This window comes from Sphingomonas sp. SORGH_AS_0789, assembly GCF_031453055.1.
Taxonomy (GTDB): Bacteria; Pseudomonadota; Alphaproteobacteria; order Sphingomonadales; family Sphingomonadaceae; genus Sphingomonas.
In genome coordinates, this window is the sequence record NZ_JAVIYV010000001.1 from 4,005,464 (window position 1) to 4,029,881 (window position 24,418).

General features: G+C 64.1%; 24 protein-coding genes. 20 read left to right on the forward strand and 4 right to left on the reverse strand.

All coding sequences use genetic code 11. The features are described from left to right. Positions 1–2: 2 nt before the first annotated feature. Positions 3–2,570: a TonB-dependent receptor domain-containing protein gene (locus tag QE360_RS18110; RefSeq protein ID WP_309703805.1), complete on the forward strand. Its 2,568-nt coding sequence runs from the start codon at positions 3–5 to the stop codon at positions 2,568–2,570. A 6-nt stretch (positions 2,571–2,576) separates the two neighbouring features. Then, positions 2,577–4,673: an Atxe2 family lasso peptide isopeptidase gene (locus QE360_RS18115; RefSeq protein ID WP_309703808.1), complete on the forward strand. Its 2,097-nt coding sequence runs from the start codon at positions 2,577–2,579 to the stop codon at positions 4,671–4,673. Here the strand turns inward: QE360_RS18115 and QE360_RS18120 are convergent. From QE360_RS18120 to QE360_RS18130, 4 genes are all read right to left on the reverse strand, one after another. Continuing rightward, positions 4,633–6,288, reverse strand: a complete 1,656-nt coding sequence (locus tag QE360_RS18120) for an asparagine synthase C-terminal domain-containing protein (RefSeq protein WP_309703810.1) — start codon at positions 6,286–6,288, stop codon at positions 4,633–4,635. The two genes, QE360_RS18115 and QE360_RS18120, sit on opposite strands and share 41 nt — an antisense overlap. Positions 6,289–6,359: 71 nt before the next feature. Beyond that, positions 6,360–7,076, reverse strand: a complete 717-nt coding sequence (locus QE360_RS19165) for a lasso peptide biosynthesis B2 protein (RefSeq protein ID WP_405052646.1) — start codon at positions 7,074–7,076, stop codon at positions 6,360–6,362. 7 nt (positions 7,077–7,083) lie between these two features. Next, positions 7,084–7,218, reverse strand: a complete 135-nt coding sequence (locus tag QE360_RS18125; protein WP_309703812.1) for a benenodin family lasso peptide — start codon at positions 7,216–7,218, stop codon at positions 7,084–7,086. 137 nt (positions 7,219–7,355) lie between these two features. Next, on the reverse strand, positions 7,356–7,766 hold the full coding sequence (locus QE360_RS18130) for a transcriptional regulator (protein WP_309703816.1): 411 nt from the start codon (positions 7,764–7,766) through the stop codon (positions 7,356–7,358). Positions 7,767–8,896: 1,130 nt separating this feature from the next. Here QE360_RS18130 and QE360_RS18135 point away from each other — a divergent pair. From QE360_RS18135 to QE360_RS18220, 18 genes are all read left to right on the forward strand, one after another. After that, positions 8,897–9,646: a DsbC family protein gene (locus QE360_RS18135; protein WP_405052647.1), complete on the forward strand. Its 750-nt coding sequence runs from the start codon at positions 8,897–8,899 to the stop codon at positions 9,644–9,646. A gap of 186 nt (positions 9,647–9,832) precedes the next feature. Then, positions 9,833–10,150 (forward strand): hypothetical protein, encoded by a 318-nt coding sequence (locus QE360_RS18140; protein ID WP_309703818.1) that lies wholly within the window; start codon positions 9,833–9,835, stop codon positions 10,148–10,150. Positions 10,151–10,255: 105 nt separating this feature from the next. Next, positions 10,256–10,522 carry a type IV conjugative transfer system protein TraL gene (gene traL, locus QE360_RS18145; protein WP_309703820.1) on the forward strand — a complete coding sequence of 89 codons (267 nt, stop codon included), beginning with the start codon at positions 10,256–10,258 and terminating at the stop codon, positions 10,520–10,522. Positions 10,523–10,530: 8 nt separating this feature from the next. Beyond that, positions 10,531–11,166: a TraE/TraK family type IV conjugative transfer system protein gene (locus QE360_RS18150; protein WP_309703822.1), complete on the forward strand. Its 636-nt coding sequence runs from the start codon at positions 10,531–10,533 to the stop codon at positions 11,164–11,166. Continuing rightward, positions 11,150–11,920 (forward strand): type-F conjugative transfer system secretin TraK, encoded by a 771-nt coding sequence (locus QE360_RS18155; protein WP_309703824.1) that lies wholly within the window; start codon positions 11,150–11,152, stop codon positions 11,918–11,920. Before QE360_RS18150 ends, QE360_RS18155 begins: the two co-directional genes overlap by 17 nt. 20 nt (positions 11,921–11,940) lie before the next feature. Next, positions 11,941–13,215 (forward strand): TraB/VirB10 family protein, encoded by a 1,275-nt coding sequence (locus tag QE360_RS18160; protein ID WP_309704236.1) that lies wholly within the window; start codon positions 11,941–11,943, stop codon positions 13,213–13,215. Between the two features lie 35 nt (positions 13,216–13,250). Next, positions 13,251–13,859, forward strand: a complete 609-nt coding sequence (locus tag QE360_RS18165) for a TraV family lipoprotein (protein WP_309703826.1) — start codon at positions 13,251–13,253, stop codon at positions 13,857–13,859. Continuing rightward, positions 13,856–16,384 carry a TraC family protein gene (locus QE360_RS18170; RefSeq protein ID WP_309703827.1) on the forward strand — a complete coding sequence of 843 codons (2,529 nt, stop codon included), beginning with the start codon at positions 13,856–13,858 and terminating at the stop codon, positions 16,382–16,384. Before QE360_RS18165 ends, QE360_RS18170 begins: the two co-directional genes overlap by 4 nt. After that, positions 16,384–16,707 carry a hypothetical protein gene (locus QE360_RS18175; RefSeq protein ID WP_309703830.1) on the forward strand — a complete coding sequence of 108 codons (324 nt, stop codon included), beginning with the start codon at positions 16,384–16,386 and terminating at the stop codon, positions 16,705–16,707. The genes QE360_RS18170 and QE360_RS18175 overlap by 1 nt, the downstream gene beginning before the upstream one ends. Further along, positions 16,704–17,054, forward strand: a complete 351-nt coding sequence (locus QE360_RS18180) for a hypothetical protein (RefSeq protein WP_309703832.1) — start codon at positions 16,704–16,706, stop codon at positions 17,052–17,054. Before QE360_RS18175 ends, QE360_RS18180 begins: the two co-directional genes overlap by 4 nt. Continuing rightward, entirely contained in the window at positions 17,051–17,278 is a 228-nt protein-coding gene (locus QE360_RS18185; protein ID WP_309703834.1) for a hypothetical protein, read from the forward strand. The genes QE360_RS18180 and QE360_RS18185 overlap by 4 nt, the downstream gene beginning before the upstream one ends. Further along, positions 17,275–17,907: a conjugal transfer protein TraW gene (locus QE360_RS18190; RefSeq protein WP_309703836.1), complete on the forward strand. Its 633-nt coding sequence runs from the start codon at positions 17,275–17,277 to the stop codon at positions 17,905–17,907. Before QE360_RS18185 ends, QE360_RS18190 begins: the two co-directional genes overlap by 4 nt. 35 nt (positions 17,908–17,942) lie before the next feature. Next, the gene (locus QE360_RS18195) at positions 17,943–18,917 is read left to right on the forward strand and encodes a TraU family protein (RefSeq protein ID WP_309703837.1); all 975 of its coding nucleotides are present in this window, start codon (positions 17,943–17,945) and stop codon (positions 18,915–18,917) included. A gap of 220 nt (positions 18,918–19,137) precedes the next feature. Continuing rightward, positions 19,138–21,024 (forward strand): hypothetical protein, encoded by a 1,887-nt coding sequence (locus QE360_RS18200; protein ID WP_309703839.1) that lies wholly within the window; start codon positions 19,138–19,140, stop codon positions 21,022–21,024. Then, positions 21,021–22,124, forward strand: coding sequence for a conjugal transfer protein TraN (traN, locus tag QE360_RS18205; protein WP_309703841.1), 1,104 nt, complete (start codon positions 21,021–21,023; stop codon positions 22,122–22,124). Before QE360_RS18200 ends, traN begins: the two co-directional genes overlap by 4 nt. A 1-nt stretch (position 22,125) precedes the next feature. Continuing rightward, a complete protein-coding gene (locus QE360_RS18210; protein ID WP_309703843.1) occupies positions 22,126–22,953 on the forward strand; it encodes a type-F conjugative transfer system pilin assembly protein TrbC in 828 nt (275 codons plus the stop codon). Next, positions 22,925–23,521, forward strand: a complete 597-nt coding sequence (locus tag QE360_RS18215) for a S26 family signal peptidase (protein ID WP_309703844.1) — start codon at positions 22,925–22,927, stop codon at positions 23,519–23,521. The genes QE360_RS18210 and QE360_RS18215 overlap by 29 nt, the downstream gene beginning before the upstream one ends. Continuing rightward, positions 23,518–24,393, forward strand: coding sequence for a conjugal transfer protein TraF (locus QE360_RS18220; RefSeq protein WP_309703846.1), 876 nt, complete (start codon positions 23,518–23,520; stop codon positions 24,391–24,393). The genes QE360_RS18215 and QE360_RS18220 overlap by 4 nt, the downstream gene beginning before the upstream one ends. Positions 24,394–24,418: the final 25 nt, after the last annotated feature.

Consider the following 24,418-nt stretch of genomic DNA (forward strand, 5'->3'; position numbering starts at 1 on the left):
GCATGGCATTTCTATCGATCCGAACCCTGGCTTGGACAGCAAGCGCAGCTGCGCTCGTCATTGGCTCAGGCGAGGCGCAGGCCCAGAACCGGCCGGTCTACAAGTTCAATCTGCCCGAGCAGGATTTGGCGGACGCACTCGTGGCGATAAGCCGCACATCCGGCAGAGAGGTCATCTTCCCCATGGATTTGGTCCGTGGACATCGAGCACCGGCATTGGCGCGCGCTGCGACTGCGGATGAAGCGATCGAGGCTCTACTGGCGGGTTCCAACCTAGAACCGCAATTCCGCCCTGACGTCGTTCTCATCCGCCGCCGCAAGAGCACCGGCGAAAGCGCGCCTTCAAACCGTGACCGAGCTGACATCGTGGTGACCGGTTCCCGCATCGCTGGCGCTGCTGTGGCGGCACCCGTCATCACTATATCTCAGGGGCAGATGCGTCAGGCTGGGCAGACCGATCTTGGCGATGTGGTTCGCAGCATTCCGCAGAATTTTAGTGGCGGTCAGAACCCCGGCGTCGCCTCCGGGGCCTCCAGCAGCAATGTGAACAATGCCAACGCGACGGGCGGCTCATCCATCAACCTTCGAGGACTCGGACCAGATGCGACCCTCACCCTGCTCAATGGTCGGAGACTATCCTACGGGTCTTTCAGCCAAGCCGTTGATGTTTCGTCGATTCCTCTTGCAGCCGTAGAGCGCATTGAGATCGTGGCCGACGGCGCCTCCGCCATCTATGGATCGGATGCTGTTGCCGGTGTCGCCAACATCATTCTTAAGCCGGATTATGATGGCATCGCGACCAGCGCCCGACTTGGAGCGGCGACTGATGGAGGTAACTTCCAGCAACAGTATAATTTGGTTGCGGGGGCCAGGTGGGTTTCAGGTGGCATTATCGCGACCTATGACTTCGAACGCGATACCGCCATAGAGGCTAGTCAGCGCGAGTATACCGGCTACGTCCTGTCACCGCAGACCATTCTCCCTTCGCTCAAGCGCCATAGCGCCGTTGCGAGTGCCCATCAGCAACTGTCTGAGGGGGTTCGACTTTCGATCGACGGGTTGTACAACCGCCGATGGTCGTACTCCGTTCAGACCCTCACCTCGTCGATCAACCACACCGATCGCGCTGCGGAGAATTGGGTGATTTCGCCAGCTCTTAGCGTCAACTTTCCGGCACGATGGTCGATGACGCTCAGCGGAACGTACGGGAAGGACGACGTCATCCTGGATCAGCCTTCGTTCACGCGGGCAGGTGTTCAGCGATCACGTACGCGCAACTGCTATTGCAACGCGGTCAAAAGCGCTGAACTCGACGTCGGTGCCACGGTACTCGATCTACCCGGTGGCGCGGTACGACTGGCGACGGGTGTTGGCTATCGCGAAAACATATTTGACCAACGGTCGCTCACCTCTGCAACGCGTGTCATGGGTCGACAAGGCAGTAGCTTCGCTTTCGGCGAACTGTTTGTTCCCGTAGTTGCACCTTCACAGCATGTCGCGCTTGTCGATCATTTGAGCCTCACCGGAGCCGTACGACATGAGAACTACTCGACGTTCGGTGGGATAACGACACCCAAGTTCGGGATCATATACGCGCCTGTTCCTGGGCTTGAACTGAAAGGATCATGGGGCCGATCGTTCAAGGCTCCTACCCTTCTGCAACAAAATTCGCCGGCTTTTGCCCTACTGTTTCCCGCAGCCTCGCTCGGCGCGACAGGTGTTCCCTCGCAAGCCACGGCTCTCGTAGGTTTCGGCGGTAATCCGGAACTCCGACCAGAGCGAGCGACAAGCTGGTCGACCACTATGTCGTTCAGGCCGATCTTCGCTCCGGGCCTGATCGCGGATATCTCCTACTTCAACGTGCGCTACAGGGATCGAGTTGTCGAGGCTGTAGGCAATCTTTTCTCCGCGTTCGGAACCCCAGCTTATGCCGAGTTCCTCTCCTTCAATCCCACCCCTGCCCAACAGCAGGCGGTGATCGACCGCGCGGGAACGATGAATTTCATCAATTACACCGGCCGCACTTACAATCCGGCCAACGTCGTCGCGATTGTGAACGACTATTACACGAACGCGGCAGTACAGCGCTTCAGCGGCATTGATATCTACGCCAGCTATCAGGCCGACATCGGTCGATCGAGCGTGACCCTGATCGGACAGGCCAGCCGGATCGAAAGTCGCCAGAAGAACAGCGAGTTGTCTACCTACTACGATCTTGCTGGAACAGCCTTCAATCCACCGACATTCCGAACGCGGGTCGGGTTCACGCTTGAAGAGGGCGCATTCACTTTTTCGCCGTTTGTTAACTATTTCGGCGGTGTCCGTGACACACGATCGGCTTCCGTACGTAACGGCGCGTCGATGGCGACGATCGATATGACGCTAATGTATGACTTCAGCACCCAGGATGGACTGATGCGCGACCTGGGTATGGCGCTGGTCATACGGAACGTCGCCAACGAGCGGCCACCATATCTCAGGAACACGTCGACGTCGGTAGTGAACTATGATTCCACCAATTACTCCGCTATCGGCCGGTTCGTCAGCCTCACGATCCGTAAGGGCTGGTGACCTCGGATGGCGAGGCTGCTCAAGTGGGTCTTTCCCTTTGCCGGGGTGGTGCTGCCGCTTGTGGAACTGGAGGCCGATGCGGTCGGTCCCGGTGCGGTCCACGCATCCCTCGCTTCGCCACCAGCGGGTAGTCGCGATTCCTGCAGTAACATCCTGCCTGCGAATATTGTCCCTCGCCGCGAAGTCGATGCGTTGGCGCTGGCGAAGATCCGCGACATCGGCACAGTACGCGATTTTCCAGCAGGATCACGTCCGCTGGCCTTGTCGCCCGACCGATCAAAGGTCACGTTCGTCCTGCAGCGCGCCGATCCTGCGAGCAATAGCTACTGCTTCGCCCTCGTCGTCTTGCCGCTTTCTCGAGGCGCGATACCCCAGGTCGTCGATACCGGAGGCGACCTCATCACGATCCGGGGCAATTACCTTGGAATGGGGGATTTCCCGACAGGCGCGCAGGTGACTGTAGAACCGAAATGGGCCCCCGATGGCCAATCCATAGCGTTCCTCAAGCGCTTTAACGGCGTAACGCAGCTCTGGCAGGCATTCCTGGACGGCCGCAAAGCCCGTCAACTTACATGGTCTGCCACCGATGTGGACCATCCAAATTGGTCGGCTGATGGCCAATCGATCCTTTATCGAACCCGGCCAGGCCTTATCCCGGCGCATAATGCAATCGAAGAGGAGGGAAGAAAGGGCTATCTCTACGACGCCCGCTTTCCTGCATTGGGTTCCGCAAAACCGCTACCTTCTTCCAGCGTCCCCTTTGTCTGGACGACGCTTCGTCTGAGCGATGGCGTCTCAAGCGCCGCGAGCGAGGCTGATCGCACCCATCGTGGCGCGGGTGCACCGGTAGGCGCCAGAATGGCAGCAGCTTCCGGTCACCACCTTGCTTGGGTGGACTTGCTCGAGCCCGACGCGCTGATGTCGCTGCTGCACCTGCGCGTTCGGCTGGCAGGTCGCGAGATAGAGTGTGGATTCGACGCGTGTACGGGGGATATCAAAGGACTTTGGTGGCTCGCCGACGGCGAGTTGATCTTTATGCGAAGCGAAGGGATCGGCAATGGCGAGATCGCTTTTTATCGGTGGACTCCTGGCGCACGTGCGCCCCGGCGTGTTCTCAGAAGCGATGCGCTTTTTATAGGCTGCGACGTGCTTACCGACCGTCTCGTGTGCCTCCGCGAGTTGCCAACGCACCCTCGAGAAGTCGTGCTGATCAATCCCAAGAACGGCAAGACCAGAACAATCTTCGATCCCAACCCGGAGATCACGAACGCACCCCATGGTCGCATCGAACGCCTGACTTGGCGCGACGCACGTGGCGGGTCAACCTTTGGCTACTTAGTCCTTCCCCGCTCCTACAGGGCTGGCGACAAGTTGCCATTGGTAATAGTCCAATATTGGGCAAAGGGGTTCCAACGCGGCGGCGTCGGCGACGAGGTGCCGATTTTCCCGCTGGCGAACCGCGGTTTCGCTGTCCTGAGCTTCGAGCGCCCTCGCGATCGAGAGACGCTGATCCGCAATCGATCCGACGACGAGTATATGCGCGAGGCGATGCGAAACTGGAAGGACCGTCACGATGTGCTGGAGTCGCTGGAGACGGGCGTTCGCCTCTTGATCGATCGCGGCATTGTCGATCCCGCGCGGGTGGGCCTCACCGGATTGAGTGACGGCGCGGAAACTACCCAATTCGCGCTCATCAACTCCACCATGTTTGCCGCCGCCTCAATGGGCACCTGTTGCAAGGATCCGATGGCGTTCACGGCGTTTGCGGGTCCAGCCCAATGGGCCGCGCAGAACAGATGGGGATTGCAACCGTACAACGAGGCCAGTCGGGGACAATGGCAAGCCGTATCTCTAGCGCTGAATGCGGATCGGATCACTACACCGATCCTGCTCCAACTCTCCGACTGGGAATACCGCATGTCGCTACAAACGGTAGCTGAGTTCCAGCGGCTCGGCCGCCCTCTCGAAGTGCGGGTTTTCCCTGACGAGTTTCACATCAAGACCCAGCCAGCCCACCGCCTCGCTCTTTACAATCGAAATATCGCTTGGTTCTCGCGCTGGCTCATGGACGCCAAGTTGGAGCGTCAGCCTCGGACGCCTTGATGGATCGCGCCCATGCCTCGACGTCGGCGAGTTCCAAAAGTCGGTAGAAGCGGTAATTGGGCCTGGCGCGCTCAAGTCGAAGTTCAGCGGCAATTTCATCGACGTCGAGGAGGTGATCTTGTGCAAGCAGCCCGCTGCACAACAAATCTCGAATTTTCTCGCGATTCCGGGCGTAAAGCGCGTGGCCGAAAAGATCGAGCCGGCCCTTGGACCGGCGAAAGGCGATGGCACTTGGAAGAAGGTCAGCGAACGCCCGCCGAGCCAGAGAACGGTCGTAGCCGTCTAGGACCCAGAGCCAGCTCGGCATACGCAGGCATTCCTCGATGACGGGTTGCATCATCAAAGGGAACAGCAAGGGATACGAGCGAGCCCGCTCAAAGCCGACAAGATGGCCGCTAATGCCTACTATGGTTTCGACATGGGCGCGAAGGCCTGCGGACGTTCCACTGACGGCTTCGCACCATGGATGAATCGGAGGCTCAACAATCATTTCGATGGCATCTGAGTTTAAAAAATTGGAGTCCCATCGCAGCGAGTTTTGGCGCCTGCGGCGCAGGGCTCGTCCGAGAACCCACCAGAAGGTCCGGTCCGCCACCTCGGCAACATCCAAAGCTGTCGATAGGGTATCGCGTCCGAAATGCCCGGCTCGCGCCATGTCGAGCACCGGCGTTACTCCGGGATAAGAGAAGAACACGCTATCCCCGCCGCCCCCGCTGACGAAACAATCGCCACCCACCTCGGCTGCAACCTCCAGGGATAGGCGATCGGACTCCTGAGTAAAGGCCCTCGCGCTCGGTCGTGGCAAGTCGGACGCCGCAGAGTGCAGCAAGTCAATGCGCTCATCTTCACGTTGCAATTCTATGAGGGGCGCTCCAAACCTCGCCGCCACCGATCTTGCTTGCTCTCGCTCATCCCCATCGGCGGATGGAGTGACATAGTTTACGCAAACGAAATCCTTTTGCTGTGCGGCCAGCGTTGCGGCTAATATTGACGAGTCGAGTCCCCCTGAGAGCTCGAGCACCGGGCGACGATATTGTTGGACCGTCCTAGTGACGGATTCCTCGATAGCAGTCCGCAGGGACGCGGCAGCGTTGCCCGCGTCGCCCCGGCCACGCTTCATGCGCGCCTGCTCAAAGTGTGCAGGTGACCATCGCAGCTCGGTTCGCAACCCCTTGTCCGACAGGACCACGGCCTCTCCCGGTAGGATCTCGTTGAGGTGGCACAATCCCGTTCTCGCAGAATGGAATCCGGGGCGGACAATCAACCTCAAGACGGGTTGCCAGTCGATCTGGGCTTTAAACCCTACTATATTCTGGGCCATCCGCCAATCGGAACAGACAATCAGGTGTTCCGGCCGGCAGATATACAGACAGTCGAGCTGACCTGACGGATCACGAAAGACCGAGACGCCTTCATCGGTCGGATAGACAGCGACATAGCTTCCCCATCCCGAACTCTCTAGACTGAAGTCGCCTCCTACAATGTTGGGTACAACCTTCTCGAAATAAGGGCCGACAATCGTTCGACCATCCAGAAAAGTGCGTAAGGGTAGGTCGGCGGAGCGTATAAAGATCATCTCACCAGTCGGACCAGGCAGACGATCCACTACCATCATCGATTCGACTTCTGCATCTATGGCGAGATGGGCAGAATGGGCCGAAAATGGTATGATGATCAGGTACCGCCTCATGGGCATCGGCGCACGATAGTGAAAGAGCGAACCCGATGCACGAAGTCGTTCAACACAACGCCATCCCATTGCACCCAGCAATGAGCTCGGAACGGTTCGCCTTGAATGCCAAATACGAGTTCGCACGGCGCTCGCGCTTCCGAAAGGAAATATGCCAATGCCAGCGAGTCGACTAGGCATACCGGCTTAACGGGAATAATCCGGCGACACGCATGAAAATCCAGCGCGATTGGCGCAGGATCACACTCTCGGCGCGCTTGAGATTGTCCTTCGGAGAGACGCCGCAATGTTTCCGAAAGCCCTCCAGGTTTCGCAACGCGCTTCGCCTGACTAAAGCTCGCAAGAACCTTGCCTGCGGTTCGTAGATTGAACGGTCGGCGGGACAAGCCCTTTTCGAGTAGGCTATCGCTGATCGGTGAGCACGAAGCCGCCTCGACATAGGCATTAGATGCCATAGGAAGGTTCAAGGCAGATTGGGCGTGTAGAACAGCCTGAAGGTCCGGCGCGTCCCGCAGGGGTACCCGCCCAGATAGAACTGAGTTCCACAGCGAATTATTGGCTGTCTCAATAGAGTAGTATCGATCAGACTTAACGTCCAGAAATATTGCTCGACTCGCGGCCATTGCATAAGAGACGTGCCACGCAAGAGCATTGCTCGTAGAAGCAGAACGGTGGCGTGCTTGGCCTATTTCAGACGCAACCACGCCACCCATGACGGGATCAATCGTCCGACATGCCCATACCGAGCACTCGACCCTGATCTTCAGGGATACCGAGATCTTGTCCCTGGGTCTCGACGCTGGCCACCCCGAGTTCGCAGACGATATTGTCCTGCACGTCTTCCTTGCGGTCCATGACAAACTCCAAGATTTTCCGCACCGGATTGTGCGGCTACTCATGATGTTACGTCATGCTCTACGGGTCCACATCAAACGCCTCCAATTTGAAAGTGGGAGGGTTAGCCGCGGAGCCGAGCAACGTCGTACGGTCACCTAGCGAGGTGAGTTTTGATCGTCCGAGGCAGGTTTCAGCGTGCGACGCCACCGCCCAATAATTTGATCGGAAACAGCCTCCATGCACTGGTCTCCCATGGCCTCCGCCTCGGTCAGGAGCAGTTCGCGTGGGAACCGGACGCCGCGTTCGAGGAAAAGCATCGGGATGGCAATGCAGCCCGCCGAAATGTCGAGCGCAGCGAGGCATTTAATGTGGTCGTCGAGCGTGCATTTTGGATTGCCGCTTTCAATTTCTCGGATCCACCGACTGGTAATTCCCGTATCCTGGGAAAGGCGTTCCTGCGCGACACTAAGATGCCGGCGCCGGCCTTCGATGCACCAGCCTGATATCGCCTTCAACTCAGCAAGCCGTTCGGCGAATCCGATACGGTAGTGGGCTCGCATGGGCATGTCCGGAACCTTCCTGACATTTCATCAGGATTCCTTGTGCCTCGAGCTGGTAAAAGGAGCGTTGTGCACCACAACGCATAGCAACGTATTTCGCCTCCATTTTGAAAGTCATCGTCTGGCGGGAGGTGAAGTATCATACCGGAGACAGCGAATACGTCATCGACTCGATCGGGTACTTTCCCGGGCGGCCTGATACGCTGCGCCAAGTACGGCGACGTCCGCTTCACTACATGCCTGCAGCGCTGCGGCGTAGATCAAGGCAACTCGCGGCTGCCATATCGGTAAATCCCCATTCTCCAATCTTACGCAAATCGCCTCGACTAACTCTCGCAGCGCGGTCGAACTCCCGACGAAGTGAACGTTAGGCCCCCACAGTCTACGGGTGTCTGCGCCGTCGTAAGTTGCCGACTGATCAGATGCATCGAGCTTCGAGAAAATAATGAGGGCTGTTAGCAACGTCATTCCGTAAGGAATGAGTTCGGTGGAATATGTCACGATACGTGCATGACACTGAATAAAGCAAGCGAGTCCCGCTGGCGATAATTGCAGCTTGTAGGTTCTCGATTTTCGGCTTGTCACGACTGTCCTCCCAATTTTTTGACCATCGCAGTGCGGCAACCCTTCTGCGCTGGCAGCCTTTCTCACCAGCACACCGGAACTGACGTTCCGGTTCCGGATCTCTCGTTCCGTGACCGGAACATCAGTGCCCTGCTCGTTGCAGCGTGATCGTCCATCGTTCATCGAACCATTGTTCCAGCGAGGGAACTGCGGCGAGGGTCGAAAGACTGCCCCGCCCATAGACGATCGACATTCTACTACCTCCGGGGGCGGTGCGGACCGCTTGTTGCCGGACAGAAGGGATATTGCCCGATGCTGCTTGCGCCGATGCCGCCCGATGCGATTCCACATTCTCAGCCAGTGAGCGAGTCTTCTAGCGAGACTCGGTCGCACGTGGTGGTCCGGCCCCACGGCGCTGGCTTCGTGCTCGTGCGGCGCGCCCCCCCTCCAAGGCGACCGACAATCCCGATCGGCCGCACGATTCTGGTGGACACCGATTTGCTCGGTGTTGAGACCATTGATGCCGGAGAAACCGAGCAATGAGCCGGGTCGTATATTCTGCCGCTGCCGCCATGCTCACGCTGGCGGCTGGATTGATGGCTCAGTCGCCAGGAAACGCTCAGGCAACGACGGCAACGTCCGCTGCCGAATTGAGCCGCGAAGCCGAACTGGCGCAGAGGCAACTCCACCAGACCTTCACAAACCTCCAGTTCGAGGATTTCGGCCCATCGCCGGTGGAAGGACCGATCTATCAGGCCAATGCCGGGGGTCGCATCGTCTATTTCGCACCGAAGAGCGAACACCTCTTGTTCGCAGCGGTCTACGACAAGAACGGCATCAACGTCACGGCGCTGGCGCAGGAAGCGGCAGCGCAGCGGCACCTGAAGGCGATCGACCCCGCCAAGGCACTCGCCATCGGGCCACCAACGGCGCCGACCGTCATCGAGTTCACCGATCCCGACTGCCCCTATTGCCGCGCGCTCGACCGCTTCTGGGCGGCCAAGGCTGCGGAGGGAAAACCGGTCCGGCGGCTCGTATTCTTCGTCACGGGCATCCATCCGGAAGCCGCGGCCAAGGCGGAGCACATCCTGTGCTCGCCCGACCCCGCTGCCGCCTTCGCCGCCATCTACAAGGGCGCCGCCCCCAAGCCGCTGCTGACCTGCGACAAGGGCAAGGCCGACCTCGCCGCCCACGAGGCGACGGTGGCAAGGATGGCGATCGGCGGCACGCCCACCATCGTGGCCGGCGGCCGGATCGTCTCCGGCTTCCGACAGGACGAACTCGAGGCGTTCCTCGCGCAGGAGCATGGGCGCAAGCCCTGAGGGTTCATGGCGGAATCGTCGGCGACATGGCGCGCGAGAACGCATCGCCTGCCGCCCGACGGACCGGAATGCCGGGGGGCGCGGGCCTAAACGGGGGCTGTCCGACGCGCCGCCCGGCCGGGAACGACAGGCTCGTCTCCGCGGCCAGGCATCTTCCGGACGGTCTCCACAACAAGGAGTGACTTCATGATCCGTGTACTCGGGCGCCGCGCCATGCCCGTCGCCAATGTCGGTGTTCCCCTGCTCGCCATGCTGGCGCTGTCGATGGGTGTCGCTCATGCCTTCACCGCGCCGACGGCCGGTGACCTCGGTTACGACATCTACGACATCGTCGTGAACAAGGGCGTCAAGGGACCGCTCGGCTTCGTCGCCGGCGTCGCAGCCTTCCTCTTCGGGGTCAGCCGGCTGTTCTCGAACATCATGGTCGGCATCCCGACCATCGTCGCCGCCGTCTGTCTCATCAAGTCCGACGCCATCCTGCAGACCTTCGGCATGGTGATCTGATCCGATCGGCAGGGTGCCGATCGGCACCCTGCCCCCGTCCTCGGCGCCAATCCCGGCGCCGGGAAACCGCCCCGCCACGGGGTGATGAAGCAGGGGAGAAGGGCGATGGACGAACGCCTGCCGCAATACCTCCACCGACCGGTCCAGATCCTCTGGTTCGGGGCCGACGAGTTTCTCGTGGTGATGGCGACGATCTTCGTCGCGGTCATCGTCGGCGGCATGATCGGCTGGGCGTTCATCGCCGCCCTTCTCCTTTTCATACCGTGGAAGCGGACCAAGCCGCGCGGCTTCCTGGCCCACCTCGCCTGGCGCTGGGGCCTGGTTTCCTTCCCCCATTATCCGGGTCCGACGCAGACCCGCTTTTTCGAGTGAGCGGCGCCATGTCCCTCTTCCATCGCCAGACTTCGGACAGTGATCCGCTGACCGGCAAGCCGGCCTCCTTCGGCATCCACCGCTTCGTGCAGGGGTCCTCGAACCTTTTCGAGGAAAACCGGCTGCTGAAGTTCGCGATCACCGGGCTGTTCGGCATCACCGCAGTGCTGGGCGCTGTCGTCTACAGCGCCGACCAGAACCGCCGCACGGTGGTCGTGCCCTTCGCCTCCGGGGGTGACCTCTACGTCACCGGCTCGAAGCCGTCCGCCGATTACCTGAAGGCGATGACGCGCAACATCGTCGCGCTCGCCGGCACCTATTCGGCCTACAGCGCCGACACCCAATTCCAGGCGCTGCTCGGCATCGCGCATCCGTCCGCCTTCAATGGTTTGCGCGACAGCTTCAACGGCGTGCTCGACGAGCTGGCGGACAATCCGACGCTCTCGATCGCGACCTATATCCGCCCCGACCAGCCGGTCACCTTCAGCGACCATGAGATCGTCGTGCCGGTCGAGAAGGTCCGCGTGATCGGCGGCGTCGTGCGCAAGTTCCGGGGCACGCTCCGGATCGGCTTCACGATCGACAATGGCCGCTTCTGGCTGACCCGCCTCACCGAGGAGAAATTCGATGCCGAACTCCGGTAATCGCACGGCCGCGCCTGCGGCGCTGATCGCCATGCTCATGTCCACCGCGCCGGCGATGGCGCAGTCGATCACCGCGCTGCCCGACCAGCGCAGCACCATCCGGCTCTCCAACCGCGATATCAACCATGTCGTCTGTCAGGGCGGCGAGATCGAGGACGTGAAGTTCTCGGCCGAGAAGGGACTCGCCGTCGAAAAGGCGGGCGCCGACGCCTGGATCAAGTTCCTGGTCACGGAAACCGATGATGCAGGCCAGGTCACTCGCGCCTTCGTGACGACGCCATCCGAATTCTTCGTCTCGTGCAACGGCGCGATCTACCCGCTCTATGCCGAGCCCGCCGACATCCCGGCGCAGACGGTCCTGCTGGTTCCCGGCGCAACCCAGCGCGCCCGCGCCAACCAGGATTTGCTCGGACCGCTGGTCGAGGAGGAACGCGCCGTCTCGGTGACGCTGGCGATGCTGCAGGACCGCGTACCGGCAAGCTTCACCCCCGTCGCGCCGGAGGCCAACGATATCCGGCTGGCCGACCTTTCCGGCGCGACCCTGCGGGAACGCCGCCGGGTCGAGATCGATGGCGCAGGTCTCTCCGCCTCGGAGTATCTCGTGTCGGCCAGCGCGCCGGTCGAGCTTGACGAGCGGGTGCTGCTCGACCGCCGGCTGGGTTCGCGGATTTTCGCTGTCAGTGCCGACCGGCTGGTGCTCCGGCCCGGCGATACCGCTCGGGTGATCGTCGTTCGTCGGGGAGACGTTCGGTGAACGATCGCCACGACACGGATATCGGCTCGGCCGATACGGCGACGCCGGCGACCTCCGCGCCCGGGATAGCACTCCTCGACCTGAAGGCGCGCTGGGCAGCGATGGATGCCAGGGCGCGACTGCGTGCCAAGCAACTGGGCGTCGCGGTCTCGGTCGCGGCGCTGGGATACGGGCTGTACACGGCGTCGAACGGCTCGGGCAACGCGGTCGAGACCGCACCCGCCACCTCAAAGATGGACATGGGTGCAGGGCTTCGCGGCGACAGCCTCGAGCTGAAGCTGCGTGGCGACCTGAAGAAGGTGCTCGACGGGCAGAACCTGCTCGGCGAACGCATCACCGCGATCGAGGAAGGTCGGGTGGTGCCGGGCAGCAAACCTGGTCTGAACGGCCTGCCGCCGGGCATGAATGCGGAAGGCGATGATCTGCCGCCGGCGCTCCCGGGAAGTGCCCCCGCCTTCCCGCCGTCGCCGGACACATCCGCAGTCGAGCCCAAGGGAGACATTCCGCCGCCGCCCGCGCCGGTCGGCCCGCCCGCCCCGCCACCACCGCCGGTCGAAAAGACGGTCGGCGGGATCGGCAGCGCGACGGGACCGATCGCGGCTGCTGCCGGTGCGGGCGGCACCACGGCTGCGAACGCTAAAAAAAAGACCCGGACGATCTATTTGCCGCCTGGTTTCATGAAGGCGCGGCTGCTGACCGGGATCGACGCGCTGGCGAGCCGCGACGCGACGTCCAACCCCGAGCCGCTGATCGCGCGCGTCCAGGCGCCCGCCGTGCTGCCCAATGACGTCAAGGCCAACCTCTCGGGCTGTTTCGTCGTCGGCAATGCGACGGGAAGCCTCGCCAAGGAACGCGTCGAGGTGCAGCTCGTGTCGTTGTCCTGCGTCGACTTCGACGAGCGTTCTGTCGTCGATCAGCCAATCAAGGGCTTCTTCGTCGATACCGACGGCAAGAAGGGCCTGTCCGGCAAAGTGGTGACCCGGGCCGGCGCGAGCCTTGCCCGCACCTTCATCGCCGGCACGATCGCCGGAATCAGCCAGACCGTCGAGGGCACGTTCGGCAGCACCGCCACCTCGGCGCTCGGCAATGTCCGCACGCTCGATCCCGGCGATGCGGCGAAGAGCGGCATCGCCGGGGGCCTTGGCAAGTCCTCCGACAAGCTAGCCGACTTCTATCTCGATCTCGCGCGCCAGGCCGGTCCCATCGTCGAGGTCGGCGCCGCCAAGGACGTGGTCGTCGTGATCCAGGAGGGCGTGACCCTCGAGATCAAGGCGAGCGCGGGAGTGAAATTCTGATGCGCCGCCTGCCCCCTTTCAATGGAGTGTCCTTCATGCTCGCACGATCGTGCTCGACGATCTGGCTGCCGCTCGCCGCCGCGACATCGCTCGCCGGCTGCGCGTCGCTCGGTCAGACGCTGTCGCCCTATGCCGAGAATTTCTCGTGCAAGAATAGCGACCACGGCCAGTGCATCGCCCCCGACAAGGCCTATGCCGACGCGGTCGCCGGTCGCACGCCCCGCTCCGACCCAGCGGTGACGCGCGACAAGGCCATGCTGGCGAAAGCGGCACCCGCCTCCGGTCAGACCCACGGTCGGACCGATCGCGCGGGCGTCCCCGCCACCGCCTTTCAAGGCTATCGCGACAGCGTCTATCAGGAGCTGAAGGGCCTCATCGATCAGCCGGTCACGCCGATGCTCCGGCCTGGTCGCACCATCCGCACGCTGATCCTGCCCTATGCCGACCGCGAGCGTCCGGACCGCCTCTACATGCCACGCTATGTCTATTCGGTGCTGGATGCGCCGCAATGGGTGGTGGGCGACTATCTGGTCAATCCGGTCAGCCCGGCGGTGCGCGCGCCGGTGCTTGGACAGGTCCGGGACAAGCCGGTGGACGCCGCGATCCCGACCCCCGTCGTGCCGGACCTCGGAGAGGACCGATGAAGGCGCCCGGCACCCGCACCGGCGGCGGCCTGACCTTTTCGGACCTGCACCGCGCGGTCGCCCGCGACCGCTATTCCGATTTCCTGCCGCTCGTCGCCTGGCATCCGGAAAGCGAAGCCTGTCTCTGCATTGATGATGGCTGGGGCCATGCCTGGGAGCTGACGCCCTCGGCTTATCTGTTCTCGCACGTCCACCAGGCGCTGGTCGGGCTGTTCAACGTCGCCTTCCCGGCCGGAACGGTGGTGCAGCTTCACGCCTTTGCCGATCCGCTGATCGACGATGCGCTAGATGGGTTCCTCGATCTCAAGACCCGGCCCGATCCGCTGATCCAGGCATCGGCGCGGCGGACCGCCGAGTATCTGCGCGCCGGCACGGCAGGCCTTCCGGCGCTCAACCATATCCCGCTGCGCAACTTCCGCCTGTTCCTGTCGGTGAAGACCCGTGCTCCCCTGGACGCCGATCTGCGTCGCCAGATCGAAGAGCAGCTCTCGCGGCTCGGCATCCGGCGGATGCCGCCGGAGGGTCTGGTCGCGCTGTACCGCCGGATCTTCAACGGCGTCTTCACGCCCGCGCCCGGCGTATTCGCGGATGGCGGGACGAACGGACGTCCGATCCGCAAGCAGATCATCGATGCCGGTCCTGATCTCCGCTTCGAAGGGCCGGAAGTGTTCTTCGGCAACCAGGTCGCGCGCTGCCTGACGCCGCGCGCGCCTGCACGGCGGATCACTGCCGAGCGCGCGAACCGGTTGATGGGAGGCATGCGCGGGAGCAGCGAGGACAGCGACCAGATCGGCGGCCCGTTCCTGCTGACGCTCAACATCCTGTTCGATCATTCGCAGTTCGAAATCCACAAGCGCGCGCAAATCCTGTCCGCGCAGAAGGCGGCGGGCAGCTTCGCGGTCGAGGTGGGCAAGCAGGTCGAGGAGATCGGCTGGGTTCTGGACGAGGCCGGCAACAGCCGGTTCGTGACTGTGATCCCGACCATGTGGGTGTTCGGCCGCAGCCGCGCCGAGGCGCGCGAAATGGCTGCCCGCGCCAAGCGGTTGTGGGAGTCCGAACCGCTGCCCTGGATGATGCAGGAGGAAAGCTACCTCAATCCCGTCCTCCTGCCGATGAGCCTGCCGTTCGGGCTGTACCCCGAGAAGCGCACCCTGCGCCTGCTCGAACGCGATCTCTGCATGCCGGCCAAGGCGGCGGTGTTGATGGCACCGGTGCAGGCCGACTTTCGCGGCGGCGGTCGCCCCGCCCTGCTCTATGCGGGCCGCAAGGGTCAGCTCGTCACGCTCGACCTCTTCGATCCGCGCATCAACAATTACAATTTCATCGTCTCGGCCGAGAGCGGCGCGGGCAAGAGCTTCCTGCTCAACAATCTCTGCCAGCAATATTATGCGCAAGGCGCGCTCGTCCGGATCATCGATATCGGCGGGTCGTACCGCAAGCTCTGTACGCTCTGCTCGGGCCGCTACATCGATATCGGCGAGGAGCGCCTCGTCCTCAACCCGTTCGACATGGGCTTCGCGCTCGACGGCGACGATCGTCAATCCGCCATCGCCATGGCGGTCGCGATCGTGGCGGAAATGGCCAATGCGGCGACCCGCAAGGGCGTGACGACCTCGGAATGGAACCTGCTGAAATCGGCCGTGCAATGGACGATCGATGGCGGCCGTGCCGAGGAAGGCATCGATGCGGTGCGCGCCTGGCTCGGCGCCTACCCAGAATTCGCATCCTCCGGTCTCGACCGGGTCGAGCATCTCGTGCCGGTGGCGCGCGAACTGGCCTTCAACCTGCGCGACTTCGGATCGGACGGGGCTTACGGCCACTTCTTCAACGGCCCCTCGACGTTCGACATCTCGGCCGATGAATTCGTCGTGCTCGAGCTCGAACGGCTCAAGGGCATGCCCGATCTCTTCAACGTCATCGTCATGGTGGTCGTCAACGCGGTGACGCAGGAGCTTTATCTGTCGGCACGCGACCGTCCGCGCTTCGTGCTGTGCGACGAAGCCGCGCAGTTCATGACCCGCAGCGATGGCCAGGATCTGTCGCGCCTCGCCGAGGCGTTCGGCCAGGGTTATCGCCGCGCTCGCAAATATCAGGGCAGTTTCGGGGTCGTGCTTCAATCGATGAACGACCTGCTGCTGTTCGGTGGGACCGGTCAGGTGATCCTCGAAAATGCCGCGACCCGGTTCCTGCTCCAGGGATCGACTTACGACAAGGCGGTCGAGAACAAGATCCTCGACTATTCGGGGTTCGTCCTAGACCTGCTGAAGTCGGTGCGGAACCACAAGCCGCATTACTCCGAGGTCTTCATCGACTCGCCGCTGGGCCTGGGCGTCGCGCGGCTGGTGGTCGATCCCTTCAGCTACTGGATCAACACATCGGCGCCGAACGAGGTCGCCGCTTTCGAGGCGCTGATCCGCGCCGGCCGCTCGCCGCTCGAGGCGGTCTGCGAACTTGCCGGCGTCGACCCAGCCGAGATCCTCGGCGCAGGCCGCCCCGACAACGCACCCGCCATGGAGACGCTGTGATGGCCCGCAAGCCTCACCCCGACCAGTTTCCGCTCGACTGGAGCCGTGACGCCCAACTCGAGCGAATGATCGAGGCGCGGGTCGCGATCCGCGCCGAACGCGACGCGACCCGCTGGCGCATCCGCCTGATCTGTTTTGAGGCGGTGATGATGGTGGCGCTGGTCGCGCTGGCTGGTTTCTCGCTTGGCCAGCCGGTCGCCAGAACGCTCCACGTCGCCATCGGCGTCGGCGTGGCCTGCGTGGTGAGCGGCCTCCTGTTCGTCGGCCTGTCGGCGATCACGGCCGTGCTCGTCGCCCGCTTCTATCGGTGGAGGGGGCGATGACCGTCTCATCCGACCGCGATCCGTTCGCCGCGCTGGCAAAGGACTTTGCCGCGCTCCGCCAGGATGCCCTCATCATCCACACCACCGCCCTTGAAGTGGCTGGGATCATGCAACGCACCGAACGCCGCGCCCGGCGGAGGCTTGCCACAGCGATCACGGCTGCCACGCTGTTCGCGGCGACCGCCGCGTATGCCGTCGCCCTGTCGCTTCGGTTCTCGCCGCTCAAGGCAATCGAGGTTGCGATGCTCGTCGGCATCTCGGCCGCCATGTCGACCCTCGTCGTCCTGCCCTGGGCGACGATCATTCGGCGGCTCGTCCATTTCGCGACGAAGGAGGCGGCGCGATGAACGGCATCCTGTCCGCGCGGCCCGGCCAAGGCGCGATCCGACTGGTCGTCGCCGCCGACGGCCTGCTGCTGATCCAGTCCGTCCTGCTTCTGCTCGGAGACGATCTGCTCGGCGCGTTCCGGGTGCCAGTGCTCGGCGTCACGCTGATCGCGGCGCTGGCCAGTGTCGCTGCGGTGATCGGCGATGGTGCGGATCACGATCGTCCCTGGAGGTTGCCGCGATGAGCGCTGGACAGCCTTCCATCACCCGGTCGCTGCGGCTGAACATCCTGGCGATCCCGCTCGGATTGCTGGCTTCGCCCGCCGTCGCCGACACGACGACGATCGGGCGCACCTGGCCGATCGTCGAACCCGACGCGCTGTCGGAAATCGAGGCGCGGGTCGGTCGTCAGCCGGCCGACATCGCCTCGAAGTTCGGTCCGCGGGAAAGATGGTCGGCGATGCGCGCGGCAAGCCTCGCCCCCGCCGCGCAATCGCGGGTGCGTACGGTCGTTCCCTTCCACATTCTCGAGATCGACATTCGCACGCCCGATGGCCGAATCGTCTACCCCAAGGGCTTCACCTTCAATCCGCTGGCCTATGTCACCCTGCCGCAGCGACTGGTCGTCGTGACACCACGCGATCTTGCCTGGGCGGTGGCACAGGCCCGGCCGGCCGACTTCATCCTTCTCGCCGCCGGCAAGGGCGCGGATCCGGTCGCTTTGTCCGAGAAGGCACAGCGACCGATCTTCCTGCTTGAGCCGCGGGTGAAGGAGCGGCTCGGCCTCACGGTCGCACCCGTCATCGTCCGCCAGGTCGGCCAGAAGCTGGAGCTGACCGAGGTGCGGCTCGAACCTGCCGGAGGTCGGCGATGAGCCGTCTCGCAACAAGCTTGCGCATCGGCGCAGCGATGATCGCCTTCTCCCTGCTCGGTGCCGCGAGCCCGGCCCGGGCGTCGAAATGTGAAAGCGGCGCCTTCAACCCGATCACCAAGGTGCGGTGGAGCTGCATCTTCCCGATCACGATCGGCGGGGTGAAGGTCGGTCAGTCCGATCCACTGGGCAAGGCGCTAGATGCGCAGACGGCTGCCAAGCCGCTATGTGCGTGCCGGAAGGGCGCGACGTTCACCTTCGGGGTGAAGGTCAGCTTCTGGTCGCCCAATCGCATGGTCGATGTCGTGACCGAACCCGGCTGCATGATGGCGCTGGGCGCGGACATCATGAACACCCATGGCCGCCTCCAGGGCAGCCAGACGAGCCTGTCAGACGGGACCAACACGCGCAAGCTGTTCGCGCAGATGCACTATTATGTCGCGCCGGTCTGGAAGATGCTCGACATGTTCACCGACCTGCCGTGCATCGAGGACGACGGGTTCGACGTCGCGCTAATGACCGAATTCTTGCCGACCTGGCGGTCGGCGACGCTCGGCGCGATCGTCCAGCCCGAGGCGGTCTTGTTCGGCAATCCGGCCGCCGGTCTCGCCTGCATGGCCGACAGCGCCGCGGCGGCAGCGGGCAAGGTCATCGATCCGCTCTTCTGGTGCATGGGAAGCTGGGGCGCGACCTATCCGATCGCCGGCGACATCCATTTCGGAGATTCCGTCGAGGCTTGGGCCGGGCTGGCCGCGCGCGGCACCTTCCTGATGGGCCGCCTCGGCGCGCTGACCATCTCGTCCGAGGATGGCTGCTCGTTCCGGCCCCAGCCGATCTGGACCAAGTCGCGGTACAAGCTCCAGCTGATGGAGCCCGTGAAGGGCGGCCAATGCGTCAACATCGGTAGGCCCGGTTCGCTGTGGACCAGCGCCAAGCACGCTCCGGGCAAAGACAATGCCGAATTCATGCTCTTCGAAAAGGTGATCTGCTGTGCCGGCATCTCCACGCCCTGAGCGGCGATCACCCCTCCTCTTCGCGCGCGTCCGGGATGTGCCCGGGTCTGCCCGCCACAGCCATGGTGGCTGTCCGGGCGCGTGCGGGGGCGGTGCGGTATCGGGAAATCCCCTGCCCGGTATCGCACCACCAGCACGGCCGCCGGCGGCGGGCCCCCTTCCCCCGTCCCGTCGTCCGTCGGTCGTGCTGGCATGCTGTCTCGGATTCGTGCTTTCGAGTATGAATGCCACTGCGCAAACGGTCGAGGATCGCGCGCGAGCGGCCGCCACCGCGACACGCGGGCGTTCGGGCGACAGCGAGGCGCTGCGTCGCAACTATGTGACGCCGGGCCTGGCCGGCCAGCCGATTGCGACGGTCGACGAGCGCGCCCGCTTCACGGCCGATATCGCCTGCCGGCGCACGGCTACGATGCTCGAGCTGATGGTGCAGCCCGGCGCGACCGGCGATATCGCCCGCCTCACCGTCGCGCGGGACAGCGATCTCGATGGCCGCTTCGACTCCAGCCTGACCGCGCCCTTCCCCATTTCCGGGGTGTGCGCCGATGGCGTCGTCGCCTGCGCGCCCGGAACCTGGGACGGCTGCCGCTACTACCGATGGGACATCGGGTCCGGCGGGGCGGTCAAACTGGCGGAAACCGACCTGACCAGGCTGGCGGGCTGCTACTGTGTCAATGGAAGCTGCGGCGCCAACCTCGTCATGGGCAATCTGCCTTCGGTGCTGAAGGATCTCGGCGGCGGGGTCGTCGGGGCGCTGACCAGCGTCGATCCCCGCATCGGCGTCGCCGAGGCGTCGATCGATGGTCCGGTGATCCGCTACACCGGTGCCGCTACGACCGCGTGCGCCGCCGCGCCCGACCTCGCCGCCACGACCTATCGCGCCAACCCGTCGGCGATCCCCGGCGACGCGTTTGCCGCATCCCGGTCGAACAGCGTGTTCCAGTCGCTGAAAGGATCGCTGGCCGGGCGCGACCGTTTCGAGACGACCGCCAGCTGCACGGTCGAACGCGAGGTCCGCGTCGCCGACGTGAACCCCGACGCCATCATTGCGCGGGTCAGCGGAGGCTATGCCACACTGGCGCCGACGCCGGACACGCGGCTGTTCCAGCTCGGGTCTCCGGCCAACGATAGCCTGAGCGGGGGAAACTGCCGGCTCTTCGATTTCCGCATGACCCTGCGGGTCGGCGATGCTCAGCGGCTGAAGAGCTCGCGGCTCTCGCGCTACTTCATGGACGACTGGCTGCAGCTTCGGATCGACGGGCGGTTGATCGTCGCCGATCCCTGGAACTGGATGGGCAGCGGTACCCCGGCGAACCGCTGCGAGCGTAAGCGGACCTGGTATGGCGCTCCCGATCTCGATCTGCTGCCCTATCTCTCGAATGGCGATCACGAGATCTGGCTGCGCGTCGCAGTTGGTGGCCGGGGCGAGGCATTCGCCGAAATCGCGGCCACTATCGATACGCAATGCCAGTCGTCGGAGCGCCTCATCGACTCCTGCGCCGGTTATGCCGGGAACGAAGCGTGCCGCCTCACCGACGAACGTGTCGACGATGTCGTCACCGTGCAATCCGGCATCGCCACCGGGTTCAAGCCGCTCCAGCAGACTCGTGCATTCGGCACTGGCGCGTGCAGCGTCAGCGTGACGCGCGACTTCTTCCGGAAGGATCGGCGCTATGCCTGCGTCGTCCGTAGCGGTCTGACCCCGGAGCCCAACCTCGAAAGAGATGCCTTCATCATCGACCATTCGACCGAGACGATGCTCGCCGATCGCACGCATGGCTCCGATGGAGCGACCGCAACGACCACCCGGGCGTTCGGGCTTCCCGACCGCGGCTCGGTCCCGGCCTGCGAGACCCTGTGCAAGACGCGCGCGCCGGTCGCGAACACCGCCGCGACAGCGGACGGTGTCGTGGGGGCGCGGCAGATCCAGGCTACAGGCTGGCAGACCTACTACCACGCCTGCACCGCGTCGAATGTCTGTCCGGCCGGCCCCGGTGAAGACGTCGTTTCGCCCTGCGGCTGTCTCGATGACTTCCCGGAAGCGGCGGTGATGATGCAGACCGTACGGCTCGGCGGCGCGGACCTCGTCTGCACGGGGGCGCCGCGATGATCCGCTGGCTGCTTCCCCACCGGCTGGCGCTGCTCTCGCTTACCGGCTTCGCTGCCGTCGCCGCGACTGCGCCGGCCCAGGCGCAGATCTGTGCCGCCGATCGCAACGGCAATGGCGATGCGACTGATGAAGGCGAGACCGCGATCTGCGATGCGGTAGCGGATGGTGGCGCGCAGTGCCCGATCGACCGGGTGGAATGCGTCGCCGATCCGGCCGGCGCCTATAGCTGCCCGCTCGGCCCACAGTTCTCCTGTGCCTCGGTGACGGACGATGCCGCGCCGACTTGCTCGCCGCACGCCTGTACCGCTCCTGGTGCGCCGGGCGGCGGCGTCGAGCAGGAAACGGTCGTCGACGATCCGGGCACGCCGGCGGACGGGCCGGCCGATGCGGCCGGCAACTGCACCGGTACGATCGAGATCTTCTCGGGCCGCGCCGTCCGCTGCCGCCCGCCTGGGTTGAACACGACCTTCTCCAACTGCTGCAAGGACAAGGGTAGAATCGTCAAGGACGGCTCCGGCTCGGCGCTGTCGTCGACCGCAGGCACCGTCGCAGTCGCCAAAGGCGTCTTCACTGGCATGAAGGCGGCCTACACCGCCTTCCAGGCCGGCGCGACCGCGACCCAGGCGGCCTCGGCGGGTGCGAAGGCACTGATCGTCGGCATCGACCCTACCAGTCTGGCGATCAGCGTGGCGATCAACCTCATGATCGACGTGCTCCTTCAGGGCTGTGACCAACAGGACATGGAAACGGCGATGCTCAAGGGATCGGGCATGTGCCACGAGGTTGGCGACTATTGCGCCTCGAAGATTCTCGGGATCTGCGTCCAGAAGGCGCGCGGCCAATGCTGCTTCAACACGAAGCTTGGCCGCATCATCCAGGAACAGGGTCGCCCGCAACTGAAGTCGTTTGCCGGCCTCGGCTGGGGCACGCCGAAGAAGCCCTATTGCCGGGGCTTCACTGCGGAAGAGTTCCAGGCGCTCGATTTCAGCCGGATGGATCTCTCCGAATATTACTCCGAGATCGAGGCCCGCGCGCAGGGCCAGATTCAGACCGACATGAAGGATCGGATCGATGCCTATTCCCGTACGATGGGCCGGTAGGATGCTGCTGCTCGCCGGAAGCGCGGCCGCGCAGGTGCCGCCCACGCCACAGCAACCGCCGGATGCGCGCGCACGCCTGTCCGTCGAGGGCGATGCCGCAATGGAGCGGCTGAAGCAGGCGACCGCTCGTCGCAAGGCGGAGACCGGCATTGCGCCGACGCTGCCTCAACGCCCTGATCCGTCCATTCAGCGCCGCGCGGGCGAAGCACTACGCCGCCGCCCCTCACTGCTGGCGATGGGCGACCGCGCCCGAAGCGGTGTGACGAAGGGCCGGGAGGCACTTGCGGCACAGCGTGACGCGATGGCGAAGCGGCTCGGCCAGGCACTCGGTCTTACCGCTCCTGACATGGCCGCGATCGCTGGTGCCGCGGCGCCCGGCACCAGCGGCTGGGTGCCGGTGCTGTTCGTCTCATCCTCAATGCCGGTCACGACGCTGCGCACCTATGCCAGCCAGCTCGAGCGCGTCGGCGGCGTGCTCGCCTTTCGCGGCATGCCGGGGGGCATGACCCGCGTTGCGCTGATGGCGAAACTGTCGGCCGAAATCCTGCGCCGCGAGCCCGGATGTTCGGGTCCGGCGTGCGCGATGCGCAACGTGCAGGTGATCGTCGATCCTCTCGTCTTCCGCCAGCACGCTATCACTCGTGTGCCGGCACTGGCGATGATCCCCGGCGATCCCACCCAGGCTTACTGCGAGCGCGAGGAGGGCAGCCCGCGCAGCCCCCATCTCGTCTATGGCGACGCCGCGCTCTCCGGTCTGCTCGATGAATTTGCTCGCCTCGGCGGCAAGGAGGAGGTACGCGATGCTCGTCGCCGTCTGGAACACCGCTAGGCGCGCCTGGCCTGAGGTGAAGCTGCTCCCCTTGCGCGCCGCAGTCGCGCTCGGCAGCGCCGGGCTTGGTGAGCCGCCACGGCCCGAACGGTTGTGGAAAGGCATGGCTATCGTCCTGCCAGTCGGCCTCGCCGCCTGGTGGGCGATCCCGCAGGTCACCTGGGTGATGAGCCCGTCGATCGATGCGTGGGCGGTCCGCGCCGCGCCCGGCGTCATCCGGCGCGGCGATCTTGTCACCTTCACCCTGTCGCACCCGATCGCGGGGCCGAAGCCGATCACCGTTACAAAGTACGCGCTTTGCATGCCGGGCGACCGCATCGCAGTGACCGAGAAGCCGTCGATGACACGTGGCCTGACCGATGGCTGGTACTATTGCAACGGACACCTGCTCGGGGTGAGCAAGGCACTCGCGCACGACGGTCGGCGGCTCGACCATTGGCATCCGGGCAGCCCCCGTATCCTGCCGGGCACCATCTATGTCGGGTCGAGCCATGAGCGTGGCTTCGACAGCCGCTATTATGGCCCGGTCGCGATCGACCGCCTCGCCCGCATGGAGCGGGTGCTATGAAGCCGCAGCTTTCGGTCATCGCGGTCGCGCTCGCCGGGATCGCAGCCCCGTCTCCGGCACAACAGGCGAGCGCCAACCAGCGTGGCTATTGGTGGTATCAGGCACCACCAAAGCCGGTAGCGGAACCGGCCGCACCCGACGACCTCGTCAAACCGGTCATCCCGCCCATGGCCGAACTGGCGACCTGGACGCCGCCCAGGATCCGCAAGCTGATCGAAGCCCAGCGCGATTATGCGGCAACGGTGCTGACGGTTGATGCTGTCACCGACTTCTGGCGGCTGCAGGACTTTGCGCGGCGCAAGGCGCGCGCCTTTGCCGGGGTGACGCAGGTCGCGATGCTTCAGCATCCCGAACTCAACGCGCGCAGCGCCAACCCGCTAGTCGGGGAGGCGCGCGACCGGATGGGCGCGATGAAGGACGCAACCCGGCTCGCCTATCTTCGCGCCCATGCCGGCGAGTTCGCCCTCGTCATGTTTTCGAGGCTGTCCTGCGGATACTGCCACGTGCAATGGCCGATCATCGAGCGGTTCCGTGAGGAAACCGGCTGGCAGGTCACCCTGATGGACATCGATCGCAGGCCGGACCTGGCCGGCCGGTTCGGCGTCTCGGTGACGCCGACCACGATGGTGATCCGGCGGGGCTCGGCACAGCGGATGGTGATCGCCACCGGCATCGAGGCCTATCCGGGTCTTGCCCAGACCGCCTATCAGGCGGTGAAGCTGCTCACCGGCGACATCCGGCCCCAGCAGTTCCTGACCGGCGCCGGCGAGGAAGGCGGCTTTTTCGACGCGCTCGCCAATGGGCCGGTGAGTGCTCGCGACCCCAGGGTCGCGAATGACGATGCCGATCCCGTCGGGGAGCCGGGGCGATGATGCGGCACGCACCTTGCGCCGTCCG

Coding starts and splice junctions, on each gene's coding strand:
- QE360_RS18110 (WP_309703805.1), top strand. CDS start 3: ATGGCATTTCTATCGATCCGAACCCTGGCTTGGACAGCAAGCGCAGCT.
- QE360_RS18115 (WP_309703808.1), top strand. CDS start 2,577: ATGGCGAGGCTGCTCAAGTGGGTCTTTCCCTTTGCCGGGGTGGTGCTG.
- QE360_RS18120 (WP_309703810.1), bottom strand. CDS start 6,288: ATGATGGTAGTGGATCGTCTGCCTGGTCCGACTGGTGAGATGATCTTT.
- QE360_RS19165 (WP_405052646.1), bottom strand. CDS start 7,076: ATGGGTGGCGTGGTTGCGTCTGAAATAGGCCAAGCACGCCACCGTTCT.
- QE360_RS18125 (WP_309703812.1), bottom strand. CDS start 7,218: ATGGACCGCAAGGAAGACGTGCAGGACAATATCGTCTGCGAACTCGGG.
- QE360_RS18130 (WP_309703816.1), bottom strand. CDS start 7,766: ATGCCCATGCGAGCCCACTACCGTATCGGATTCGCCGAACGGCTTGCT.
- QE360_RS18135 (WP_405052647.1), top strand. CDS start 8,897: ATGCTCACGCTGGCGGCTGGATTGATGGCTCAGTCGCCAGGAAACGCT.
- QE360_RS18140 (WP_309703818.1), top strand. CDS start 9,833: ATGATCCGTGTACTCGGGCGCCGCGCCATGCCCGTCGCCAATGTCGGT.
- traL (WP_309703820.1), top strand. CDS start 10,256: ATGGACGAACGCCTGCCGCAATACCTCCACCGACCGGTCCAGATCCTC.
- QE360_RS18150 (WP_309703822.1), top strand. CDS start 10,531: ATGTCCCTCTTCCATCGCCAGACTTCGGACAGTGATCCGCTGACCGGC.
- QE360_RS18155 (WP_309703824.1), top strand. CDS start 11,150: ATGCCGAACTCCGGTAATCGCACGGCCGCGCCTGCGGCGCTGATCGCC.
- QE360_RS18165 (WP_309703826.1), top strand. CDS start 13,251: ATGCTCGCACGATCGTGCTCGACGATCTGGCTGCCGCTCGCCGCCGCG.
- QE360_RS18170 (WP_309703827.1), top strand. CDS start 13,856: ATGAAGGCGCCCGGCACCCGCACCGGCGGCGGCCTGACCTTTTCGGAC.
- QE360_RS18175 (WP_309703830.1), top strand. CDS start 16,384: ATGGCCCGCAAGCCTCACCCCGACCAGTTTCCGCTCGACTGGAGCCGT.
- QE360_RS18180 (WP_309703832.1), top strand. CDS start 16,704: ATGACCGTCTCATCCGACCGCGATCCGTTCGCCGCGCTGGCAAAGGAC.
- QE360_RS18185 (WP_309703834.1), top strand. CDS start 17,051: ATGAACGGCATCCTGTCCGCGCGGCCCGGCCAAGGCGCGATCCGACTG.
- QE360_RS18190 (WP_309703836.1), top strand. CDS start 17,275: ATGAGCGCTGGACAGCCTTCCATCACCCGGTCGCTGCGGCTGAACATC.
- QE360_RS18195 (WP_309703837.1), top strand. CDS start 17,943: ATGATCGCCTTCTCCCTGCTCGGTGCCGCGAGCCCGGCCCGGGCGTCG.
- QE360_RS18200 (WP_309703839.1), top strand. CDS start 19,138: ATGAATGCCACTGCGCAAACGGTCGAGGATCGCGCGCGAGCGGCCGCC.
- traN (WP_309703841.1), top strand. CDS start 21,021: ATGATCCGCTGGCTGCTTCCCCACCGGCTGGCGCTGCTCTCGCTTACC.
- QE360_RS18210 (WP_309703843.1), top strand. CDS start 22,126: ATGCTGCTGCTCGCCGGAAGCGCGGCCGCGCAGGTGCCGCCCACGCCA.
- QE360_RS18215 (WP_309703844.1), top strand. CDS start 22,925: ATGCTCGTCGCCGTCTGGAACACCGCTAGGCGCGCCTGGCCTGAGGTG.
- QE360_RS18220 (WP_309703846.1), top strand. CDS start 23,518: ATGAAGCCGCAGCTTTCGGTCATCGCGGTCGCGCTCGCCGGGATCGCA.